The sequence below is a fragment of the Pseudonocardia sp. McavD-2-B genome (assembly GCF_024124365.1).
Classification (GTDB): Bacteria; Actinomycetota; Actinomycetes; order Mycobacteriales; family Pseudonocardiaceae; genus Pseudonocardia; species Pseudonocardia alni.
Genome location: NZ_JAMXSG010000115.1, coordinates 1 through 16,932 on the forward strand (window position 1 = coordinate 1; position 16,932 = coordinate 16,932).

15 protein-coding genes are annotated in these 16,932 nt (G+C 75.3%); 5 read left to right on the forward strand and 10 right to left on the reverse strand.

Annotated elements, in window-relative coordinates; all coding sequences use genetic code 11:
- The 7 genes from recC to NH602_RS16255 all read right to left on the reverse strand — a co-directional run.
- A partial coding sequence (recC, locus tag NH602_RS16225; RefSeq protein WP_253068251.1) for an exodeoxyribonuclease V subunit gamma occupies window positions 1-3,007 on the reverse strand: 3,007 nt, incomplete at its 3' end.
- Window positions 3,008-3,053: 46 nt separating this feature from the next.
- Complete coding sequence (locus NH602_RS16230) at window positions 3,054-4,475, reverse strand: SDR family NAD(P)-dependent oxidoreductase (protein ID WP_179762515.1); 1,422 nt, start codon at window positions 4,473-4,475, stop codon at window positions 3,054-3,056.
- Window positions 4,476-4,538: 63 nt separating this feature from the next.
- The gene (locus tag NH602_RS16235; RefSeq protein WP_253068252.1) at window positions 4,539-5,198 is read right to left on the reverse strand and encodes a heme oxygenase (biliverdin-producing); all 660 of its coding nucleotides are present in this window, start codon (window positions 5,196-5,198) and stop codon (window positions 4,539-4,541) included.
- Between the two features lie 100 nt (window positions 5,199-5,298).
- Window positions 5,299-5,898 carry a TetR/AcrR family transcriptional regulator gene (locus NH602_RS16240; protein WP_253068253.1) on the reverse strand — a complete coding sequence of 200 codons (600 nt, stop codon included), beginning with the start codon at window positions 5,896-5,898 and terminating at the stop codon, window positions 5,299-5,301.
- A gap of 40 nt (window positions 5,899-5,938) precedes the next feature.
- Window positions 5,939-6,424, reverse strand: a complete 486-nt coding sequence (locus NH602_RS16245; RefSeq protein WP_062395851.1) for a peroxiredoxin — start codon at window positions 6,422-6,424, stop codon at window positions 5,939-5,941.
- A gap of 171 nt (window positions 6,425-6,595) precedes the next feature.
- Window positions 6,596-8,497 (reverse strand): primary-amine oxidase, encoded by a 1,902-nt coding sequence (locus tag NH602_RS16250; RefSeq protein WP_073574534.1) that lies wholly within the window; start codon window positions 8,495-8,497, stop codon window positions 6,596-6,598.
- Window positions 8,494-10,008 carry an APC family permease gene (locus NH602_RS16255; protein ID WP_253068254.1) on the reverse strand — a complete coding sequence of 505 codons (1,515 nt, stop codon included), beginning with the start codon at window positions 10,006-10,008 and terminating at the stop codon, window positions 8,494-8,496. Before NH602_RS16255 ends, NH602_RS16250 begins: the two co-directional genes overlap by 4 nt.
- 231 nt (window positions 10,009-10,239) lie before the next feature.
- On the opposite strand from NH602_RS16255, the gene NH602_RS16260 reads away from it, so the two are divergent.
- Both NH602_RS16260 and NH602_RS16265 read left to right on the forward strand, forming a co-directional pair.
- A complete protein-coding gene (locus NH602_RS16260; protein ID WP_253068255.1) occupies window positions 10,240-11,643 on the forward strand; it encodes an APC family permease in 1,404 nt (467 codons plus the stop codon).
- Window positions 11,640-12,389 (forward strand): IclR family transcriptional regulator, encoded by a 750-nt coding sequence (locus NH602_RS16265; protein WP_083658146.1) that lies wholly within the window; start codon window positions 11,640-11,642, stop codon window positions 12,387-12,389. The genes NH602_RS16260 and NH602_RS16265 overlap by 4 nt, the downstream gene beginning before the upstream one ends.
- Before the next feature lie 28 nt (window positions 12,390-12,417).
- On the opposite strand, the gene NH602_RS16270 is transcribed toward NH602_RS16265, so the two are convergent.
- Complete coding sequence (locus NH602_RS16270; RefSeq protein ID WP_073574536.1) at window positions 12,418-12,804, reverse strand: DUF6319 family protein; 387 nt, start codon at window positions 12,802-12,804, stop codon at window positions 12,418-12,420.
- 195 nt (window positions 12,805-12,999) lie between these two features.
- Here NH602_RS16270 and NH602_RS16275 point away from each other — a divergent pair, with 195 nt between their 5' ends.
- Window positions 13,000-13,380: a VOC family protein gene (locus tag NH602_RS16275; protein WP_179762519.1), complete on the forward strand. Its 381-nt coding sequence runs from the start codon at window positions 13,000-13,002 to the stop codon at window positions 13,378-13,380.
- A 3-nt stretch (window positions 13,381-13,383) separates the two neighbouring features.
- Here the strand turns inward: NH602_RS16275 and NH602_RS16280 are convergent, their stop codons facing one another.
- Window positions 13,384-14,031: a TMEM175 family protein gene (locus NH602_RS16280; RefSeq protein WP_179762520.1), complete on the reverse strand. Its 648-nt coding sequence runs from the start codon at window positions 14,029-14,031 to the stop codon at window positions 13,384-13,386.
- Between the two features lie 70 nt (window positions 14,032-14,101).
- Between NH602_RS16280 and NH602_RS16285 the strand changes: the two genes are divergently transcribed.
- Window positions 14,102-15,118: an alcohol dehydrogenase catalytic domain-containing protein gene (locus NH602_RS16285; RefSeq protein WP_253068256.1), complete on the forward strand. Its 1,017-nt coding sequence runs from the start codon at window positions 14,102-14,104 to the stop codon at window positions 15,116-15,118.
- Here NH602_RS16285 and NH602_RS16290 read toward each other — a convergent pair.
- Window positions 15,103-15,351, reverse strand: a complete 249-nt coding sequence (locus tag NH602_RS16290) for a hypothetical protein (RefSeq protein ID WP_073574538.1) — start codon at window positions 15,349-15,351, stop codon at window positions 15,103-15,105. The genes NH602_RS16285 and NH602_RS16290 overlap by 16 nt on opposite strands.
- Before the next feature lie 156 nt (window positions 15,352-15,507).
- Here NH602_RS16290 and NH602_RS16295 point away from each other — a divergent pair, with 156 nt between their 5' ends.
- A complete protein-coding gene (locus NH602_RS16295) occupies window positions 15,508-16,815 on the forward strand; it encodes an MFS transporter (RefSeq protein ID WP_253068257.1) in 1,308 nt (435 codons plus the stop codon).
- The last annotated feature ends 117 nt before the right edge of the window (window positions 16,816-16,932 follow it).

The following is a 16,932-nucleotide window of genomic DNA, read 5'->3' on the forward strand; positions in this document are numbered from 1 at the left end:
GGCCGCGCCCGACGGTCACCGCCGTCCAGGACCGGGCGGGGTGCGCGGCGGTGAGCGCGAGCAGCTGCACCCACGCCCGCAGCCGGTGCTTGGCCTTGAGCCGCGAGTACTCGACGCGCACTACGACGTCGCCGTGCAGGCCCGGCACCGTCCCGGCGACGGCGCGGCCGTCCTCGGGTGTGCCGGTGAGCTGCGCGACGAGGTCCTGCGATCCCGCCTCGCCGGTCGCGACCGCCGCGGCGACGGCGACCAGGGGCTCGACCTGCCCGCCGACCTCGGTGAGCACCCGGTGTCCGATCCCGCCGGGCGGCAGGTCACCGCGCAGCGTCTCGGCCCGGGCGACGGCCTGCGGTGCCGCCCCGGCGAGCCGGTCGGTCAGCAGCCGGTCCCCGATCTTCCAGGTGGCCAGGCCGTCGAGCTCGACCGGCAGCGCGTCGTCGGGCTCGACGTTCTCCTCCGGCGGCAGTACCCGCACCCGCTGGCGCAGGAACGCCCGCACCGGGTGCTCGACGAAGGCGACCAGCTCGTCGAGCTCGACCACCCCGTCCGGCGGGTCCTCCGGCGGGGGCAGCGGGTCCGCGCCGAACAGCGGGGTCACGGTGCGCGGCCCGGCCGCGGCCTCGGCACCGCGCAGTGCGGCCCGGTCGAAGCTGAACGGCCCGGCGGCCAGCAGCGCGCCGGAGGTGAAGTTGCGCCGGTCGAACGGCTGCAGCGGGTGCCGGGCCCGCAGCGCCTGCGACGCGGTCGCCTCGGTGCCGGTCCGCACGCAGGCGTCGATCGCGTCGCACAGCTCCCCGACCGGCACCGACGGCGGCCGGTCGGCGCCGGTGCGCTCGTCGGCCCCGGAGGACACCACCACCAGGTGCCGGGTGGCCGAGCAGATCGCGTCGAGCAGCAGCTGGCGGTCCTCCCCACGCGGGTCCCGCTCGCCGACGACCGGGTCGCGGGCCAGCACGTCGTCGCCGTCGGGGGCGCCGGCGCGGGGGAACACCCCGTCGTCGCAGCCCAGCAGGCACACGACCTTGTGCGGGACGGCCCGCATCGGCACCAGCGTCGCGACGGTCAGCGTCCCGGTCCGGAAGTTGGCCCGGCTGGGCCGTCCGCGCAGCCGCTCGGCGAGCAGGCCGCGCACGTCGGGCAGGTCGAGGTCGACCGTGGCGGCCTGCGGCCCCGCGGAGGCGACGACGTCGGCCAGCTCCGCGCGGGCCTGCCCGGCCTGCCAGGCGTCGGTCGGGGTGGTGTCGGTCAGTGCGGACAGCCCCTCGACCAGCGCGTCCACCCAGACCGACAGCGGCTGCGGGCCGCGCAGCGCACCGAGCACGGTCGCGAGCCGGTCGACGAGCTCGGCGAGCCGCCCGACGAGGTCCACGTCGGAGGAGTCGACCTCGTCCAGCGGCAGCGCGGTGCCCAGCCAGGCCGGGGCGCCGGGGGTCTCGGCCATCGCGACGCCGACGAGCATCCGGTCCAGCCCGGCCCGCCAGGTGTTCTGCTCGACCCCGTCGAGCCGGTAGGGCCGCCGGTGCGCGGCGTCGAGCCCCCACCGGACCCCGGCCGCGGTGACCAGCTCGGACAGCCGCTCCAGCGCGTCGTCGTCGAAGCGGAAACGGCGCCGCACCGGGGCGGAGGCGACCAGGTCGAGCACCTGGGAGGCGCTGACCCGGGACCCGGCCAGCTCCAGCAGCGACGACACCGTGCCCAGCAGCGGGTTCGCCTGGCGCAGGGCGCGGTCGGCCAGACGCACCCGCAGCCGGTGCCCGGGGTGGAGCTCCTCGCGGGAGGGGCCCGCACCGTCGGGGGAGTCCGCGTCCGGGGCGAGGCCGAACGAGGCGGTGATCAGCGGCGCGAACACCTCGATGTCCGGGCACATGACGATGATGTCGCGCGGCTCCAGGTCCGGGTCGGTGGCGAGCAGGCCGAGCAGCACCTCGCGCAGCACCTCCACCTGCCGGTCCGGGCCGTGGCAGGAGTGCAGTGCGACGCTGCGGTCGTCCGCGTCGAGCAGGGGACGGTCCTCCGGGGCGGGCGGCACGGCGTCGTCGCGCAGGGCGGTCTGCAGGCGGCGCAGCAGGGTCGGCGCGCCGGTCCCGGCGGGGGCCGGGTGGTGGGTGTCGGTCACGCCGGGCCCGGCCGCGGGGAGCCGCAGGGCCAGCTCCCGGGTGTCCCGGCCGAGCGAGCGCAGCAGCGGATGACGCACGGCCTCGGCGCTGGTGTCGGCGGCGCGCGAGGGCACCCCCGGTGTCCGCGCGGCGCGCACCGCCTCCCACATCGCCGGCGACGGGTGCGGCAGCCACAGGTGGACCTCCCGGTGCGCCGCGAGGGCCTCCAGGACGGTCAGGTGCTCGGCGGCCAGCCGGGTCGGGCCGAACAGCGACAGCCGCGGCCCGACCTCGGAGCCCGGGTCGGCGCCTCCGCGCAGGCGGGCCACCGCGTCGTCGAGGCGCTCGGCGGGACCGGGCACCCCGAGCGCGGCGTGCAGGCGGCGCCACAGCTCCGGCTGCCACACCAGGTCGGCGGGCACCGCGTCCTCCCCGGCGCGCCAGCGGCGCAGCAGCTCGGGGCGGTGCGTGGCGTAGGAGCCGAACAGCCCGGCCAGCGTGCGGGCGAGTGCGTAGCGGCGGCCGTGCCCACCCCGCTCCAGGTGCGCGGCGAGAGCGGTGAACCGGTCGTCCCCGGGATTCGCGACGGCCTCGTCGATCAGCTCCAGCAGCGGCCACACCGACCGGCCGGGCGACCACGGGTCGGTCGCCGGGTCGGTGCCGGTGACGTGCGCGACGACCCCGCCGAGCAGCGCGGCCGGCGCCGGGAACCGGACGTTCGCGCAGACCCCGCCGCTGCCCGTCCCCGCACCGAGCCGGTGCGCGAGCCGCTGGGCCAGCCAGCGCTCCACCCCGCGCTCGGGGACCGCGACGGTCTCGGCCGCGAACGGGTCGCCCGAGCCGGCCGCCAGGACGTCGGCGAGCGCCTCGACGAGGGTGTCGGCGCGTTCGGCCCGATGGATCTCCAGCACGGACCGCACGGTAGCGGCGGCCCCCGACAGTGACGGGTGGACCCCTCTACCAGGAGGACACGCGGTAGTTCTTCAGGAACACTCCGTGCAGGTCCTCGCCGGCCTCCCCGGCGACGATCGGGTGGTAGACCCGGGCGGCGCCGTCGGCGAGGTCGAGCGGGGCGTGGAACCCCTCCTCGGCCAGGCGCAGCTTCATCGGGTGCGGACGCTCGTCGGTGATCCAGCCGGTGTCCACCGCGGTCATCAGGATCCGGTCGGTCGCGAACATCTCGCCCGCGCTGGTGCGGGTCAGCATGTTCAGCGCGGCCTTCGCCATGTTCGTGTGCGGGTGCCCGGGCCCCTTGTAGCCGCGTCCGAACACGCCCTCCATCGCCGAGACGTTCACGACGTACTTGTTGCGGGCGCTCGACGCCGCCATCGCCGGGCGCAGCCGCGAGACCAGCACGAACGGCGCCGTCTGGTTGCACAGCTGCACCTCGAGCAGCTCGAGCGGGTCCACGTGCTGGACGTGGTCGACCCAGCTGTTGACCGCCGCGGTGTCGGGCAGCAGCCCGCCCGCGTCGACCGCGGTGCCGGCGGCCATCCGCTCCGGCGACGCCGAACGGGCCGTCGTCGCCAGCGCGGCCAGGTCGCGCCCGCCCGGGACCGCGCCGGCCAGCAGGAGCGGGTGCTCGCGCGAGGCACTGGTGAACGACACGATCTCCGGCAGCTCGCCCGCGGGCAGCTCCTCGTGCTCGGCGGCCTCCAGCGCGGAGTACGAGCCGGGGGAGCGGCGCACCGTCTGCGCGGCGTTGTTGACCAGGATGTCCAGCGGCCCCGCGGCGGCGACCTCGTCGGCGACGGCGACGACCTGGCCCGGGTCACGCAGATCCACCCCGATCACCCGCAGCCGGTGCAGCCACTGCGCCGAGTCGGGCAGCGCGGCGAAGCGGCGGGCGGCGTCGCGCGGGAAACGGGTGGTGATGGTGAGGTGCGCGCCGTCGCGCAGCAGCCGCAGCGCGATGTACATCCCGATCTTGGCGCGGCCGCCGGTGAGCAGCGCGCGGCGCCCGGACAGGTCGGTACGGGCGTTGCGGTGGGCGCGGTGCGCGGCGGCGCAGTCCTGGCACAGCTGGTGGTAGAAGGCGTCGACGACGGTGTAGCGCGTCTTGCACACGTAGCAGCCGCGGGCGCGGTGCAGCGTCCCCGCGGTCGCGCCGGGGGTGTTCGACACCAGTGGGATGCCGGCGGTCTCGTCGTCGATGCGCCCGGCCGCGCCGGTCGCGGTGGCGGCGGTGACGGCCTCGTCGGAGGACTTCTCGGCCTGCCGCTTCTCGGCGCGGCGCCGCAGCCGCACCGACTTCCAGATCCCCGCGGTCGCCCGCCGGACGACCACGGCGTCGGGGTGTTCGGGTGGCAGCTCGTCGACCCGGGCCAGTACCTTCAGCGCGGTCGCGAGCTCGTCCGGGTCGATGCCGGGGCTGGACACCGGGACACTCCTGGGATCGGTGGTCGGGGGACGGGCGTCGATCCTAGTTCCCCCGATTCCGGCTCAGGACGCCAGCGGCTGCGCGAGCCCGACATCCTCGGCCATCTCGGTGAGGACGGCGATGTTCAGCTCGAAGGCGTGCACCGCCTCGGCGAGCAGCCGGCCCCGCTGCGCCGGGGTCCAGGCCGCGTCGTCGAGCAGGGCGCGGTACCGGGTCCGGAACGCCGACGGGCTGCCGAGGGCCCTGAAGTCGTAGAACAGCCGCCCGGGGCCCTCGATGCCGTAGGTGCGCTGCAGGACCTTCCCGACGACCTGGCCGCCGGCCAGGTCACCCAGGTAGCGGGTGTAGTGGTGCGCCACGAACAGCGCCGGGTCCGAAGCGGCCTCGCGCAGCCGCGCCACGTAGGCCGCCGTGGAGGGCAGGACCCGCGGGACGCCGCCGCCGAGGGCGTCGAGGTCGGCGTGCAGGGCGGGCACCCGGCGCAGCTCGTCGATCACGAACGGGGCCGCGACCGGGTCGGCGGCCAGGGCGTCCCCGGCCTCCTCCAGCGCGGTGTAGATCGCGACGTACTGCTCGGCGAGCAGGGTGTAGGCGTCCAACGGGAGATCACCGTCGAACAGCGCCCCGAAGTAGCTGCACCGGTGGGCCCGCTCGTGCACCGCCCAGGTGGCCTGGCGGAGATCGGCGGACAGCGTGCCCGTGATGGGGGTCGTGGCGTCCATCGGCCCTCCCGTGACGTGACGTCTGGTGCGACAGTACGGCGCCGGATCTGACACCGTGTCAGATCACGATGCTAGGGGCTGGATGCGGGTAAGGCTAGCCTCAGTCGTGGACAATCGTCGAGACCGCTCGCAACACGGCGGCCACCGCGGTCTCCACCGTCGCGTCCAGCGCGTCCGGCTCGACCTCGACGATCCGACGGCTCGACAGCGCGGCCGAGACCACGGAGGCGAGCACGTGCGGGTCGTCGTCGACCATCGAGCCGTCGGCGGCGCCGGCCCGGAGGACGGCCACCAGCCGGTCGGAGATCGGGTCGGCGTGCGCGGCGATCCGCCGGTAGGCGGCCGGGTCGAGGGCACCGGCCAGCGCCTGGCCGGGCGGGAGGTGGAACTCGGCGAGGCGGCGCAGCTGCAGCCGGGCGAAGGCGGCGAGCCGTTCGCGGGGGTCCGCGGCCTCGGCGAGCGCGGCGTCGAGCTCGGCGACGTAGCGCTCCGCCTCGTGCTCGACGAACGCGACGAGCAGGGCCTGGCGGTCGGGGAAGTGGTTGTAGAGCGCCGTGCGCCCCACGCCGGCGGCCGCGGCGACCCCGGACAGGGTCACCGTGTCGAAGCCACGTTCGTAGAGCTGCCCGCGCAGGGCGTCGAACACCCGCTCGCGCACCTGCTCGCGGTGCGTCGCCAGCGAGCCCAGGACCTTCGGCACGCGGGCCAGTGTAGGCCCGCGTGCCGGTCGGCCCGGAACCTCAGAGCTGCGCGAGCACCGACTCGACGCCGGAGATCTCGACGGTCGGCGGGACCGGCTCGACGCCGATCCAGCGCACGACGCCGTCGGTGATGATCGCGGCGTAGCGCTGCGACCGGGTACCGAGGCCGAACTTCGACCCGTCCATGTCCAGACCGGCGGCCTTGGCGAAGTCGCCGTTGCCGTCGGCGAGCATGAGCACCGCGTCGCCGGCGCCGCGGGACTCGGCCCAGGCCTCCAGGACGAACGCGTCGTTGACCGAGGTGCAGGCCACGGTGTCGACGCCCTTGGCCTTGAGCTCGTCGCGGCGCAGGACGTAGCCGGGCAGGTGGGTGTCGGAGCAGGCCGGGGTGAACGCGCCGGGCACACCGAACAGCACGACCGTGCCGGTGCCGAGCACCGAGGCGCTCTGCACGGGCTTCGGGCCCTCGGCGGACGGGGTCATCAGGGTGACGTCGGGGATCTGGTCACCGGCGGCGAGAGCCACGGGTTCCTCCTGGTGCTGCGGGGTGGAGCGGTCGGGACCGACCCTAGTCCGCCACCGCCCCGCCCGGCCCCGCGCCGTCGTCACACCGCGTCCTGTCGCCGGGCACCGCCGCCGGCGCCGCACGGGTTCCGCGCCGTGCGGACACCGTGCGGCGCGGAACCCGCGCGGCCGTCAGTGGCAGCTCGTGGGCGCCGGCGGGACGTCGAGGGTGGGGTTGCGGTCGAAGAACCCGGCGGGCTTCAGGACGAAGCCGGTGTAGTCGACCGGCATGACCGGCCAGTCCTCCGGCCGCGGGAAGTGGGTCAGCCCGAAGGTGTGCCACAGCACGACGTCCTGGCCGTCGAGGTCACGGTCCGCGGCCACCCAGGAGGGCAGTCCGTCCCCACCCGGGTTCTGGTTGACGAAGTCACCGGCCGGGTAGCGCTGCGCCGGGTCGTAGCGGGTCACCCACAGCGCCTTCGAGGCGAACGTCGCCCGCGCGTGGATCGACGACGCCGGGTCCGCCAGCAGGGTGGGCTGCCCGTGCGGGTGCAGGACGTAGCCGACCGGCCTACCCAGGGCGTTGGTCCTCTCGGTGTTCACCACGTGCCAGACCCGCCCGGACCCCGGGTCGGCGTCCCGCTGGGCCTGCGACTCGCGGGTCAGCCGGGTCGCCGAGCGGGCGAACGCGTTGCCGTGGGCGTTGCCCTCGCCCATCGGCACGCGGACCGCCTCGACCTCCTCGACGGCGTTGGCCGTGCCGTCGACGGTCATGTCCAGCCGCGCGGAGAACAGGTGCTGGTGGAACGGAGCACCCAGGCCGGGCGCGACCTCGGTGGCGTACTCGCCGGGCGTGCCGGAGGTGAACACGATGCCGGTCGCCTTGCACTCCAGCTCGATGGTGCCGTCGAGGTAGAGGTACCAGTAGAAGCCGTAGTCGTAGTTGCCGATCGGGGTGAAGAACGAGATCACCAGGCGACGCTGGCGGCGCACCTCACGGGCGCCGGTGAAGATGTCGGTGTGCTTCCAGAGGACGCCGTGGTCCTCCTCGTGCATGCAGATGGCGTTGCTGATCGTGCGCGGGTTGCCCAGGTCGTCGGCGACCACCGCGTCGAGGTAGTGGATGTCGCCGAGGCAGTCGCAGCCCAGCTGCAGGGAGTCGGCGTAGCGGGCGAACATGTACTCGCCGCAGTCGAAGTAGTTCTGCCAGAACCGCACCGGCGCCGGGTCGGCGTAGGGCACGACCATCTCCGCGACCGAGGCGCGATAGCAGATCGGGCGCTCGTCGAAGGCGATCTGGTGCAGGGTCAGGCCCTCGCGCTCGTTGAACCCGACGCGCAGGTCCCACTTGCCCCAGCGGACCCGGCCGTCGGTGACGGTGAACGAGCGCCCCTCGGGCTGGGTGATCTCGATCGGCTTGAGCGAGGTCATGTGCTCGCCCTGCACGGCCGGGTCGTCGAAGTTCCCGCTGGTCGCGGGCACCGGCACGACACCGGTGTCGATCACCCGGTCGACCGTGCGGGCGGTGAGGTCGACGTAGGCGACGAGCCCGTCCACGGGATGTGCCCAGGCGTGGTCGGCCTCGTGGTCCTGGCGGAACCCGAAGGCGCGGGCGAGGCGGCGGCCCTTCTCCCCGGGGATGTCGTAGACACCGGCCGACAGCGGTACGGCGCGCACCGAGGCGGGCTCCAGCCCGCGCTTCTCCAGCGCGGCGAGCCAGTCCGGCGAGGCGTTCAGGACGTCCTCGATGAACTCGAACTCCGAGTCGATGATCGGCGGCTGCCCCTCCCGCTCGGGCTCCAGCTCGCGGCAGGAGACCAGCTCGCGACGGGTGGCCGAGACGACCGTGTCGTGGGAGCGGCCGGTGCCCAGGTCCAGCAGCACCGCGCGGAAGCTGCGCTCGGCGTCGGCGCCGTCGGGGTGGGCGAGGACCTCGGACTTGGGCGGCTCCTCGGGGGCGAAGAACGCGAAGCGGACGTGCTCGGTGAGCAGCCCGGCCGCGGCGAGGACCTCGCGGACGACGGTGACCTCGGCCTCCGTGGTCGGGGCCAGCGGGTGGCTCGCGGTGGTGCGCGGCTCCTGGACGGCGGTCATCGGGTCTCCTCCTGGAGGTCGGTTCCGGCGGTGTCGTGCCCGGTGACGGTTCCGGGCGCGTCGGGCGAGGGCAAGGTCCCGGGGCGGTCACCCGTGAATCGGGTCAGGACCGTTCCGAGCACGAACGCGGCGACCAGGACCCCACCGATGGCGATGGCCAGGGCGGGGGAGCCGCCGATGAGCGTCGGGAAGTTCGCGACGGTCAGCCACAGGCAGACCAGCAGACCGGCCAGCCCCAGCGCAGGGGCCAGGGCGGTGTGCCAGAACCGGGTGTCGACGCGCGAGCGGCGGAAGAACACCAGCACCGCAGCGCAGGTCAGCGCCATCAGCGCGAGCACCCCGAGGGTCGCGGTCCCGGCCATCCAGGCGAACACCTGGGTCACCGGGTCCATCCCGGTCACCGCGAACACCGCGATCAGCGCCAGCGCGGTGCCCGACTGTGCCGCCGACGCGGCGTGCGGCGAGGCATGCCGGGCGTGGCTGCGGCCCAGCGCGGGGGGCATCGAGCCGGCGTTGCCGAGGGCGAACAGGTAGCGCGAGAGCACGTTGTGGAACGACAGCAGCGCCGCGAACAGGCTCGTGACCAGCAGGACCTGGGCCAGGTCGCCGCCGACCGGGCCGAGCACCGCGGTGATCGTCGCGACGATCATGTTCCCGGGGTCCTCGGTCGCGCGGGCCACGGCGCCGTCGTCGCCCCAGGCGGAGACGACGGCCCACGACGACAGCGTGTAGAACGCGCCGATCAGCACGAGAGCCAGGTAGGTCGCGCGGGGGATGGTGCGCTCGGGGTCGCGGGCCTCGTCACGGAACACCGCGGTGGCCTCGAACCCGATGAACGAGGCGATCGCGAACATGATCGCGATGCCGAGCGAGCCGGACAGGAACTGCGACGGCACGAACAGCGCCGTCGAGCGGCCGGAGCCGAGCCCGCCGGTCGCGGCGACGACGGCGTCGAACACCAGCACGATCGCGACCTCGGCGACCAGCAGCGTGCCCAGGACCCTGCCGGACAGCTCGATGTGGCGGTAGCCGAGCACCCCGGCGACGACGAGCGCCGCGGCCGCGTAGAGGTACCAGGGCAGTGCGGGCCCGCCGTGGTGCTGCACCAGCGCGTCGACGGTCGCGCCCAGGTAGCCGTAGACCGCGGCCTGCACCGCGGTATAGGTGACCAGCGCGAGGAAGGCCGAGCCCAGGCCCGGCGCGGCACCGAGCCCGCGGGCGACGTAGGCGTAGAACGCGCCGGCACCCGGCACGTGCCGCGACATCGCGCAGAAGCCCACCGCGAACAGCAGCAGCACCACCGCGCACAGCACGAAGGTCATCGGGAACGCGGCACCGTTGCCCGCGGCCAGCCCCAGCGGCACCGTCCCGGCGACGACGGTCAGCGGCGCGGCCGCGGCGACCACCATGAACACGATCGACCCGGCGCCCAGCGTCCCGCGCAGACGGTGCCGGTCCGCGGGCTCCGGGGACGGCGACGGTGGTGACGGGCGGGGCGCGGGTGCGCTCACGGTTCCTCCTGGCGGTCGAGGCGGACGTCGGGTGCCGGGACGGTGGCCGGTGCCGCGGACCGTGCACAACGCCGGATCCCGTGTGGTGCGAATCACCGGCTGTGGTGTTCCCGCACTGCGGGAACGGCGCCGGAGTTTTTCTCGTTCGACCCGTCGTCGCTGGTCATGGCGTCGACATGGGGAGCTAGTGTCCGCGGGCGAGGATCACCGGTGAGGGCGGGGAGGGGCGTCGTGACGTCGTTGCGTGACCGGTCACCGGTGCACGGCCTGGCCCGGCGACGACTGGGCCCGGCCGACGTCGCGGCCCAGTCGATCGCCGGTTCGGCACCCTCGGCGGCGATGGCGGCCACCCCGGTGATCGTCGCGGGCATGGCCGGGGCGGGCACGGTGTGGTCGTTCGTCGTCGCCGGTGTGCTCGCGCTGCTCGTCGCCGCCTCGGTCGTCCGGTTCACCCGCCGGATGGCGGCACCCGGCGGGATCTACACGCTGACCGCGCAGGGCCTCGGCGCCGGACCGGCGTTCGCGGCCGGGATCGCGACGCTGGCCGGGTACCTGTTGCTGTGCGGCGCGGCGATCGCGGGAGCCGTGGCCTACCTCGGGCCGCTGTGCGGGCCGTGGGCGACCGGGCCGCTCGCGTCGGCACTGCTCGCCGTCGCGGTCGGCGCGGTGGTGACCGCGCTGGTCGTGCGCGGGGTCCGCCCCGCGGCGCGGGTGGTGCTGCTGGTGGAGGCGGTCGCGGTCGCGGTGCTGGTCGGGGTGTTCGTGGTGCTGCTCGTCGGCGGCCCGCTGCCCGGCCCCGGCGCGCCCGCCCCGCCCGCCGGTCCGGGTGCGGTCGCCGCGGGCGTGGTGCCCGCGCTCGCGGCGTTCATCGGGTTCGAGATGGCGACCTCGCTCGGGGCCGAGGCCCGGCGCCCGTTCCGGTCGGTGCCGCGAGCGGTCACGGCGACCGCGGCGGTGACCGCGGTGCTCTACGTCTTCGCGGCCGCGGTGCAGGTCGCCGGGTTCGCCGCCGTCCCGGGCGGGCTCGCCGGGCAGACCCAGCCGGTGCAGGTCCTCGCCGTCGCGCGCGGCTGGTCCTGGATCCCCCCGCTGCTCGACGCCGCCCTCGTCCTGTCCTTCCTCGCCTGCGCCGTCGCGACGACCACCGCGCTGTCGCGGGTGCTGTTCGCCCTGGCCCGCGACGGCGTCGTACCCCGCCCGCTGGGGCGCACCCACCGCCGGTTCCGCACCCCGCACGTCGCCGTCGGGCTCGGGGCACCCGCGGCGACGCTCGCGGTCGCCGTCCCGGTCGCGCTGGGCGTTCCGGTCGGGACGGTGCTCGCCGCGCTGCTCGGCGTCGCGACGGTCGGGTTCCTCGTCGGCTACGCGCTGGTCTGCCTGGCCGCGCCGGCGTTCCTGCGTCGCATCGGTGAGCTCACCCCGGCCGCGGTCGCGACCGCGGTGGTGGCCGTCCCGTCGCTGGTCGCCGCCCTGGTCGCGTTCGTCGTCGCCGCCCCGGCCACCGGGATCGCGCTCGCCGTGGCGCTCGCGGCCGGTGCGGTGTGGGCCGTCGTGCTGCGCCGCCGCGGGCGGCTGCACGACCTGGGCGTCTACGACGAGACCGTCGCCTCCGACGTCTGGGGGCGGGCCCGGTGACGGTCGACCCGGCGCCGATCAGCGGACGCCAGCCACGGGCCGTGCGGACCGCGCTCGCGGTGCTCGAGGAGGTCGTCGCGGCCGGACCCGGGGTCACCGCCAAGGAGATCTCGACGGCGCTGCGGCTGCCCCCGGCGACCACCTACCGGGTGCTGAACCTGCTCGTCGGCGAGGAGTACCTGGTCCGGCTGCCCGACCTGCGCGGCTTCGCGCTCGGGCGCCGTGCCGCGCGGCTGTCCCCGGTCGCGGTCCCGCGGCTGCCGACCGCCGCGCGCACCGTCGTCGACCACCTGCGCGGCCGGGTCCGTTGGGGGGTGCACCTGGCGATCTTCGACGGCGCCCGGCTGCAGGTCCTCGACCCGGACCCGGACCACCCGCCCAGCGACGCCGACCTGCTCGCCCGGCTGCCCCAGGCCTCCGCGCTGGGCAGGCTGCTGCTCGCCGAGCAGCCCGACTGGCGGGCCCTGGTCCGCGACCTGCGCCCGGTCACCGACCGCACCGTCACCGACCCGGACGCGCTCGACGCCGTCCTCGACGCCGTCCGCCGCGACGGCCTGGCCACCCAGACCGGTCAGCTGCGCCCGGACCGCGGGTGCCTGGCCGTACCGGTCCGTTCGCCCGCAGACGGGGCGCTCGTCGCGGGTCTCGCGCTGTCCGGCCCGGCGACCCGGGTCGCCGACCCGGACCCCGAGCTGGTCACCCTGCTGCGCGAGCACGCCACGACACTGGGGCCGCTGCTCGGCTGAGCCACCGCGCCGGTCACCCCCGGCGCGGTCACTGCTCCAGCTCGGCCAGGTCCTTGCGCGCCCGCTCCAGCTCGGCCTCCAGCTCCGCCACCCGCGCGGCCTTCGCCGACCGGGCGCCCTCGATGAGCTCGTCGACCGGACCGGACAGGTCGGCGTGCAGCGCCGCAGCCGCCGCGGACACCGCCGACGCCGTCACCGGCAGGCCGCGGGCCACCCACGTGGTGCCCTGCTTCAGCTCGGCCTGCCAGTCGCCGTCGGCGGAACCGCTGACGGTCAGGGTCATGGTCACGACCCGGGTGGTGCGGGCCGTCGAGCCCGGTGGCCTGCCCCGCCTCCGCTTCGGCGGTTCGGGCGCCGGGGTGCTCGCGGTGTCCGCGGGCGGGGTCTCCCCGCCGGTCGTCAGCTCGTCGTCCACGTGCGTCCTCGTCCCGCTCCACTCGGCTGCACGGCCAGGTACAAGGGTGATTCACGAACGCCCGTTCGCCGGTAGCGACCCGCCCGGTTGGTCCGTGTGGGTGTCGACGTCCGGTGCCCGCTCACGGTCCGGGGCGGTGGCGGTCACCCACAGGAGGATCTGCGTCCGGGTGGCCCGGCTGCCAGCATCGCGGGCATGCGCATCGACCACCTCGACCACCTCGTGCTGACCGTCGCCGACGTCGACGCCACCGTCGCGTTCTACACCCGGGTGCTCGGGATGGAGGCCGTCGAGTTCGGCGGCGGGCGCCGCGCACTCGCCTTCGGCCCCAGCAAGATCAACCTGCACGAGGCGGGGCGGGAGTTCGAGCCGAAGGCCGAGCGGCCCACTCCGGGCAGCGCCGACCTGTGCCTGATCACCCTCGACCCGATCGAGCAGGTCCGGCGCGAGCTGGCCGAGGCCGGCGTGGCCGTCGAGCAGGGGCCGGTCGAGCGGACCGGGGCCCGGGGGCCGCTGCTCAGCGTCTACCTGCGCGATCCGGACGGGAACCTCGTCGAGATCAGCAACGAGGTCTGAGCCTCACGCGGTGTCCGGCGTGCCCCCCTGCGCGCGGGCCCGCGCCGCGCGGTGCTCGGGGAACAGCCGCTCCGCGACGGCCGAGACCGGGATGGTGAGCAGCCAGGACAGCATCGCCCAGGTCGGGCTCAGCGGGGCGATCACCAGCGACGGCAGGAACGACACCACCGGCGCCAGCCCGTTGACCAGCGTGTGGCGGGCCTCGTCCGGGGTCACGTCGGCGCGGGTCAGGCGGCCGCGGTAGGAGCCGTAGGCCCACATCGCGGCGGAGAACGAGCCGATGACGACCAGGGTGGCCGCATAGAGCACGACGGCCGCGGTGCTGTCGCCGTGCCCGCCGAGCAGCGACGTCGGGAACGGCAGGAACGCGATGCCGAACAGGTAGCCGAGGTTGAGCGTCGTCATCCGGGCGTCGGCGCGGTCGAAGCGGGCGAACAGCTGGTGGTGGACCGTCCAGTACCGCCCGATCACCGCGAAGCTCAGCGCGAAGGTGAGCATCCGCGGCAGCAGCTCCACCAGCTGCGGGGCGACCGGGCCCGGGCCGAACTCGGCGTCGGTCAGCGGCAGCACCAGCAGCGTGATCGCGATGGCGAACACCCCGTCGCTGAAGAACGTGATCCGTTCCAGCCCGACCTCGACCCGCCGCCGCATCCCTGTCCTTTCCCCGCGCAACGGTGCTCATCGTGCCCTACCGGCCGCCACGGACCTAGGCTGGTCCGTCGTGACGTCCCCGCTCGTGCGCACCGTCCGCTTCCACGCCACGGGCGGCCCGGAGGTGCTGCGGATCGAGCGGCTGCCGCTGCGCGCCCCGGGCCCGGGGGAGGTGCGGATCCGGGTGCACGCGGTCGGGCTCAACCGCTCCGAGGTCAACTTCCGCCGCGGCACCTACCTCGACGCCCCGGTGCTCCCCGCGGGCCTGGGCAGCGAGTGCTCGGGCACCGTGCTCGGGACCGGTCCGGGTGTGACGGGCTGGGCGCCCGGCGACGAGGTGTGCGTGATCCCGGCGTCGTCGCAGAACGAGCACCCGGTCTACGCCGACGAGGCCGTCGTACCGGTCCGGTCGCTGCTGGCCCGCCCGCCCGGTCTCGACGACGACGGCGCCGCCGCGCTGTGGATGCCGCTGCTGACCGTGTGGGGCATGACCCGCCACGCCGTCCGGCTGCGGGAGGGGGACCGGCTCGTCGTCACGGCCGCGGCGAACAGCATCGGGGTCGCGGCGCTGCAGGTCGCGCGGCACCTCGGGGTGCACGCCGTCGCCGTCGTGCCCGACGACCGGCACGCCACGGTCCTGCGCTCCGCCGGGGCCGCCGAGGTGCTGACCGGCACGCCCGACGCCGAGACGCTGCGGTCCGCGCTCGGCGGCGGCGCCGACCTGGTCCTCGACGCCGAGGGCGGGCCCGGCGTCGCCCGGCTGGTGCGGGCCTGCGCTCCGGGCGGCGCGGTGATCGTCCACGGCGGACTGTCCGGGGAGCCGACACCGCTGCCCGCGGCCGGGTACGCGCCGGTGTGGCTGCGCCGCTTCCATGTCCGTGAGGTCACCGGCGACGCGGCGGTGCTGGCCCGTGCCGAGGCGTTCGCCCGCGCCGGGCTCGTCGCGGGCACGCTCACCCCGCTGGTGGAGCGGGTCTTCGACCTGGACGACGGCGTCGCGGCCGTCGCCGCCGCACACGCGCACCTGGAGTCACCGGACCGGGCCCCGGGCAAGCCGGTGCTGCGGACCGGTCAGCGGAACAGATAGGCGCCCAGCAGGGCGTTCCCGACGCCGGCGACCAGGCCGAGCGCGCCGAGCGCGATCGCGACGACGGCGGTGCGCCCCGCGCCGCGGCGGCGGGCCGTGACACCCATCCACATCGCGACCGCGCCACCGGCCCAGCCGAGCACGGCCAGGAGCAGGGCGCCGATCGCGGCGAGTGCGCCCAGGAACGCGGCCTGCCGGGCGAGGCGGTCGGCCTCGGCGGCGGTGTGCGGCACGGGGCCTCCTCGACGTCGGGGCCCCGACCGTAGCGGGACATGGGCACGATCACGGTCGTTCGCATTGCTCATGACATACGTTGCGTGATGCAATGTTCGACAGGTCCGATACGTCCATGATCTCTCCGGGGTCCGTTCCCGGGGAAAGGCGATGACATGTCCCGAACATCCGGTGCTGCGCACGCCCCCAGCCCGTTCCGCCAGCCCAAGGCCGTCTGGGCGGTGGCCTTCGCCTGCGTCATCTCGTTCATGGGCATCGGGCTGGTCGACCCGATCCTGCCGTCGCTGTCCGGGCAGCTGCACGCCACGCACGCCGAGGTCGAGCTGCTGTTCACCAGCTACCTCGTCGTGACCGCGATCGCGATGCTGGTGACCGGCTGGGTGTCGTCCCGGATCGGCGCGAAGAGGACCCTCATCATCGGCCTCGCGCTGATCGTGGTGTTCGCGGCGCTGGCCGGGGCGTCGTCGGGGATCTGGGGCATCGTCGGCTTCCGGGCAGGCTGGGGCCTGGGCAACGCGCTGTTCATCGCGACCTCGCTCGCGGTGATCGTCGGCTCGGCCTCGGGCGGCTTCGCCGGTGCGATCGTGCTCTACGAGACCGCGCTCGGCGTGGGCATCGCCACCGGTCCGCTGCTCGGCGGGCTGCTCGGCACCGTCTCCTGGCGGGGCCCGTTCTTCGGCGTCTCGGTGCTGATGCTGATCGCGCTCGTCGCGACCGTCGTGCTGCTGGAACCGACGCCGGTCCCGACCCGGAAGGCGCGGCTCTCCGAACCACTGGCCGCCCTGCGCCACCGCGCGCTCGCCACCACCAGCGGGGTCGGGCTGCTCTACAACTGGGGCTTCTTCACGCTGCTCGGCTACGCGCCGTTCCTGATGGGCGGGCTCGACCCGATCGCGCTCGGCGGGGTGTTCTTCGGCTGGGGTGTGCTCGTCGCGGTCTTCGCCGTGTTCGGTGCGCCCTGGCTCAAGGAGCGGTTCGGCTCCGCGCGCACCCTCTACGGCGCGCTCGTCGGCATCGCGGTGCTGCTCGCGGCCATCGGGCTGTTCGACGACGTGCCCGCCGTGGTGATCGTCGCGGTGGTCCTGTCCGGCATCGTGGTCGGCGTCAACAACACCCTGGTGACGACGGCGGTCATGTCGATCTCGCCGGTGCCCCGCCCGACCGCGTCGGCCACCTACGGGTTCGTCCGCTTCATCGGCGGCGGCCTGGCCCCGTTCGCGGCGGGCCTGATGGCGGCGGCCGTCGGGGCGTCGGTGCCGTTCCTGATCGCCGCGGTCGTCGTGCTGGCGGGGGCGGTGCTGCTGTCGACGATCCGCCGCGACCTGGACGCCGCCGACGCCGAGGCCGAGCAGCCCGGTCCGTCGCACGAGCGCCGCGACGCCGAGGAGGCCGTCCGGGAGGTGCCCGGGCTGCCGACCGAGGCCGTGATCGCCGAGGACGCGCTGCAGCACGACCGGCGCTGAGGTCCCTGCGCCACGACAGTCCCCCGCCCGGGCTGTCCGGACGCGGGCCCGCTGCACGGCGTGCGCGCCATGTCGCCCACGGCGCGGGCCCGTCCCGCGGGCGCGGGGGCACGGCTG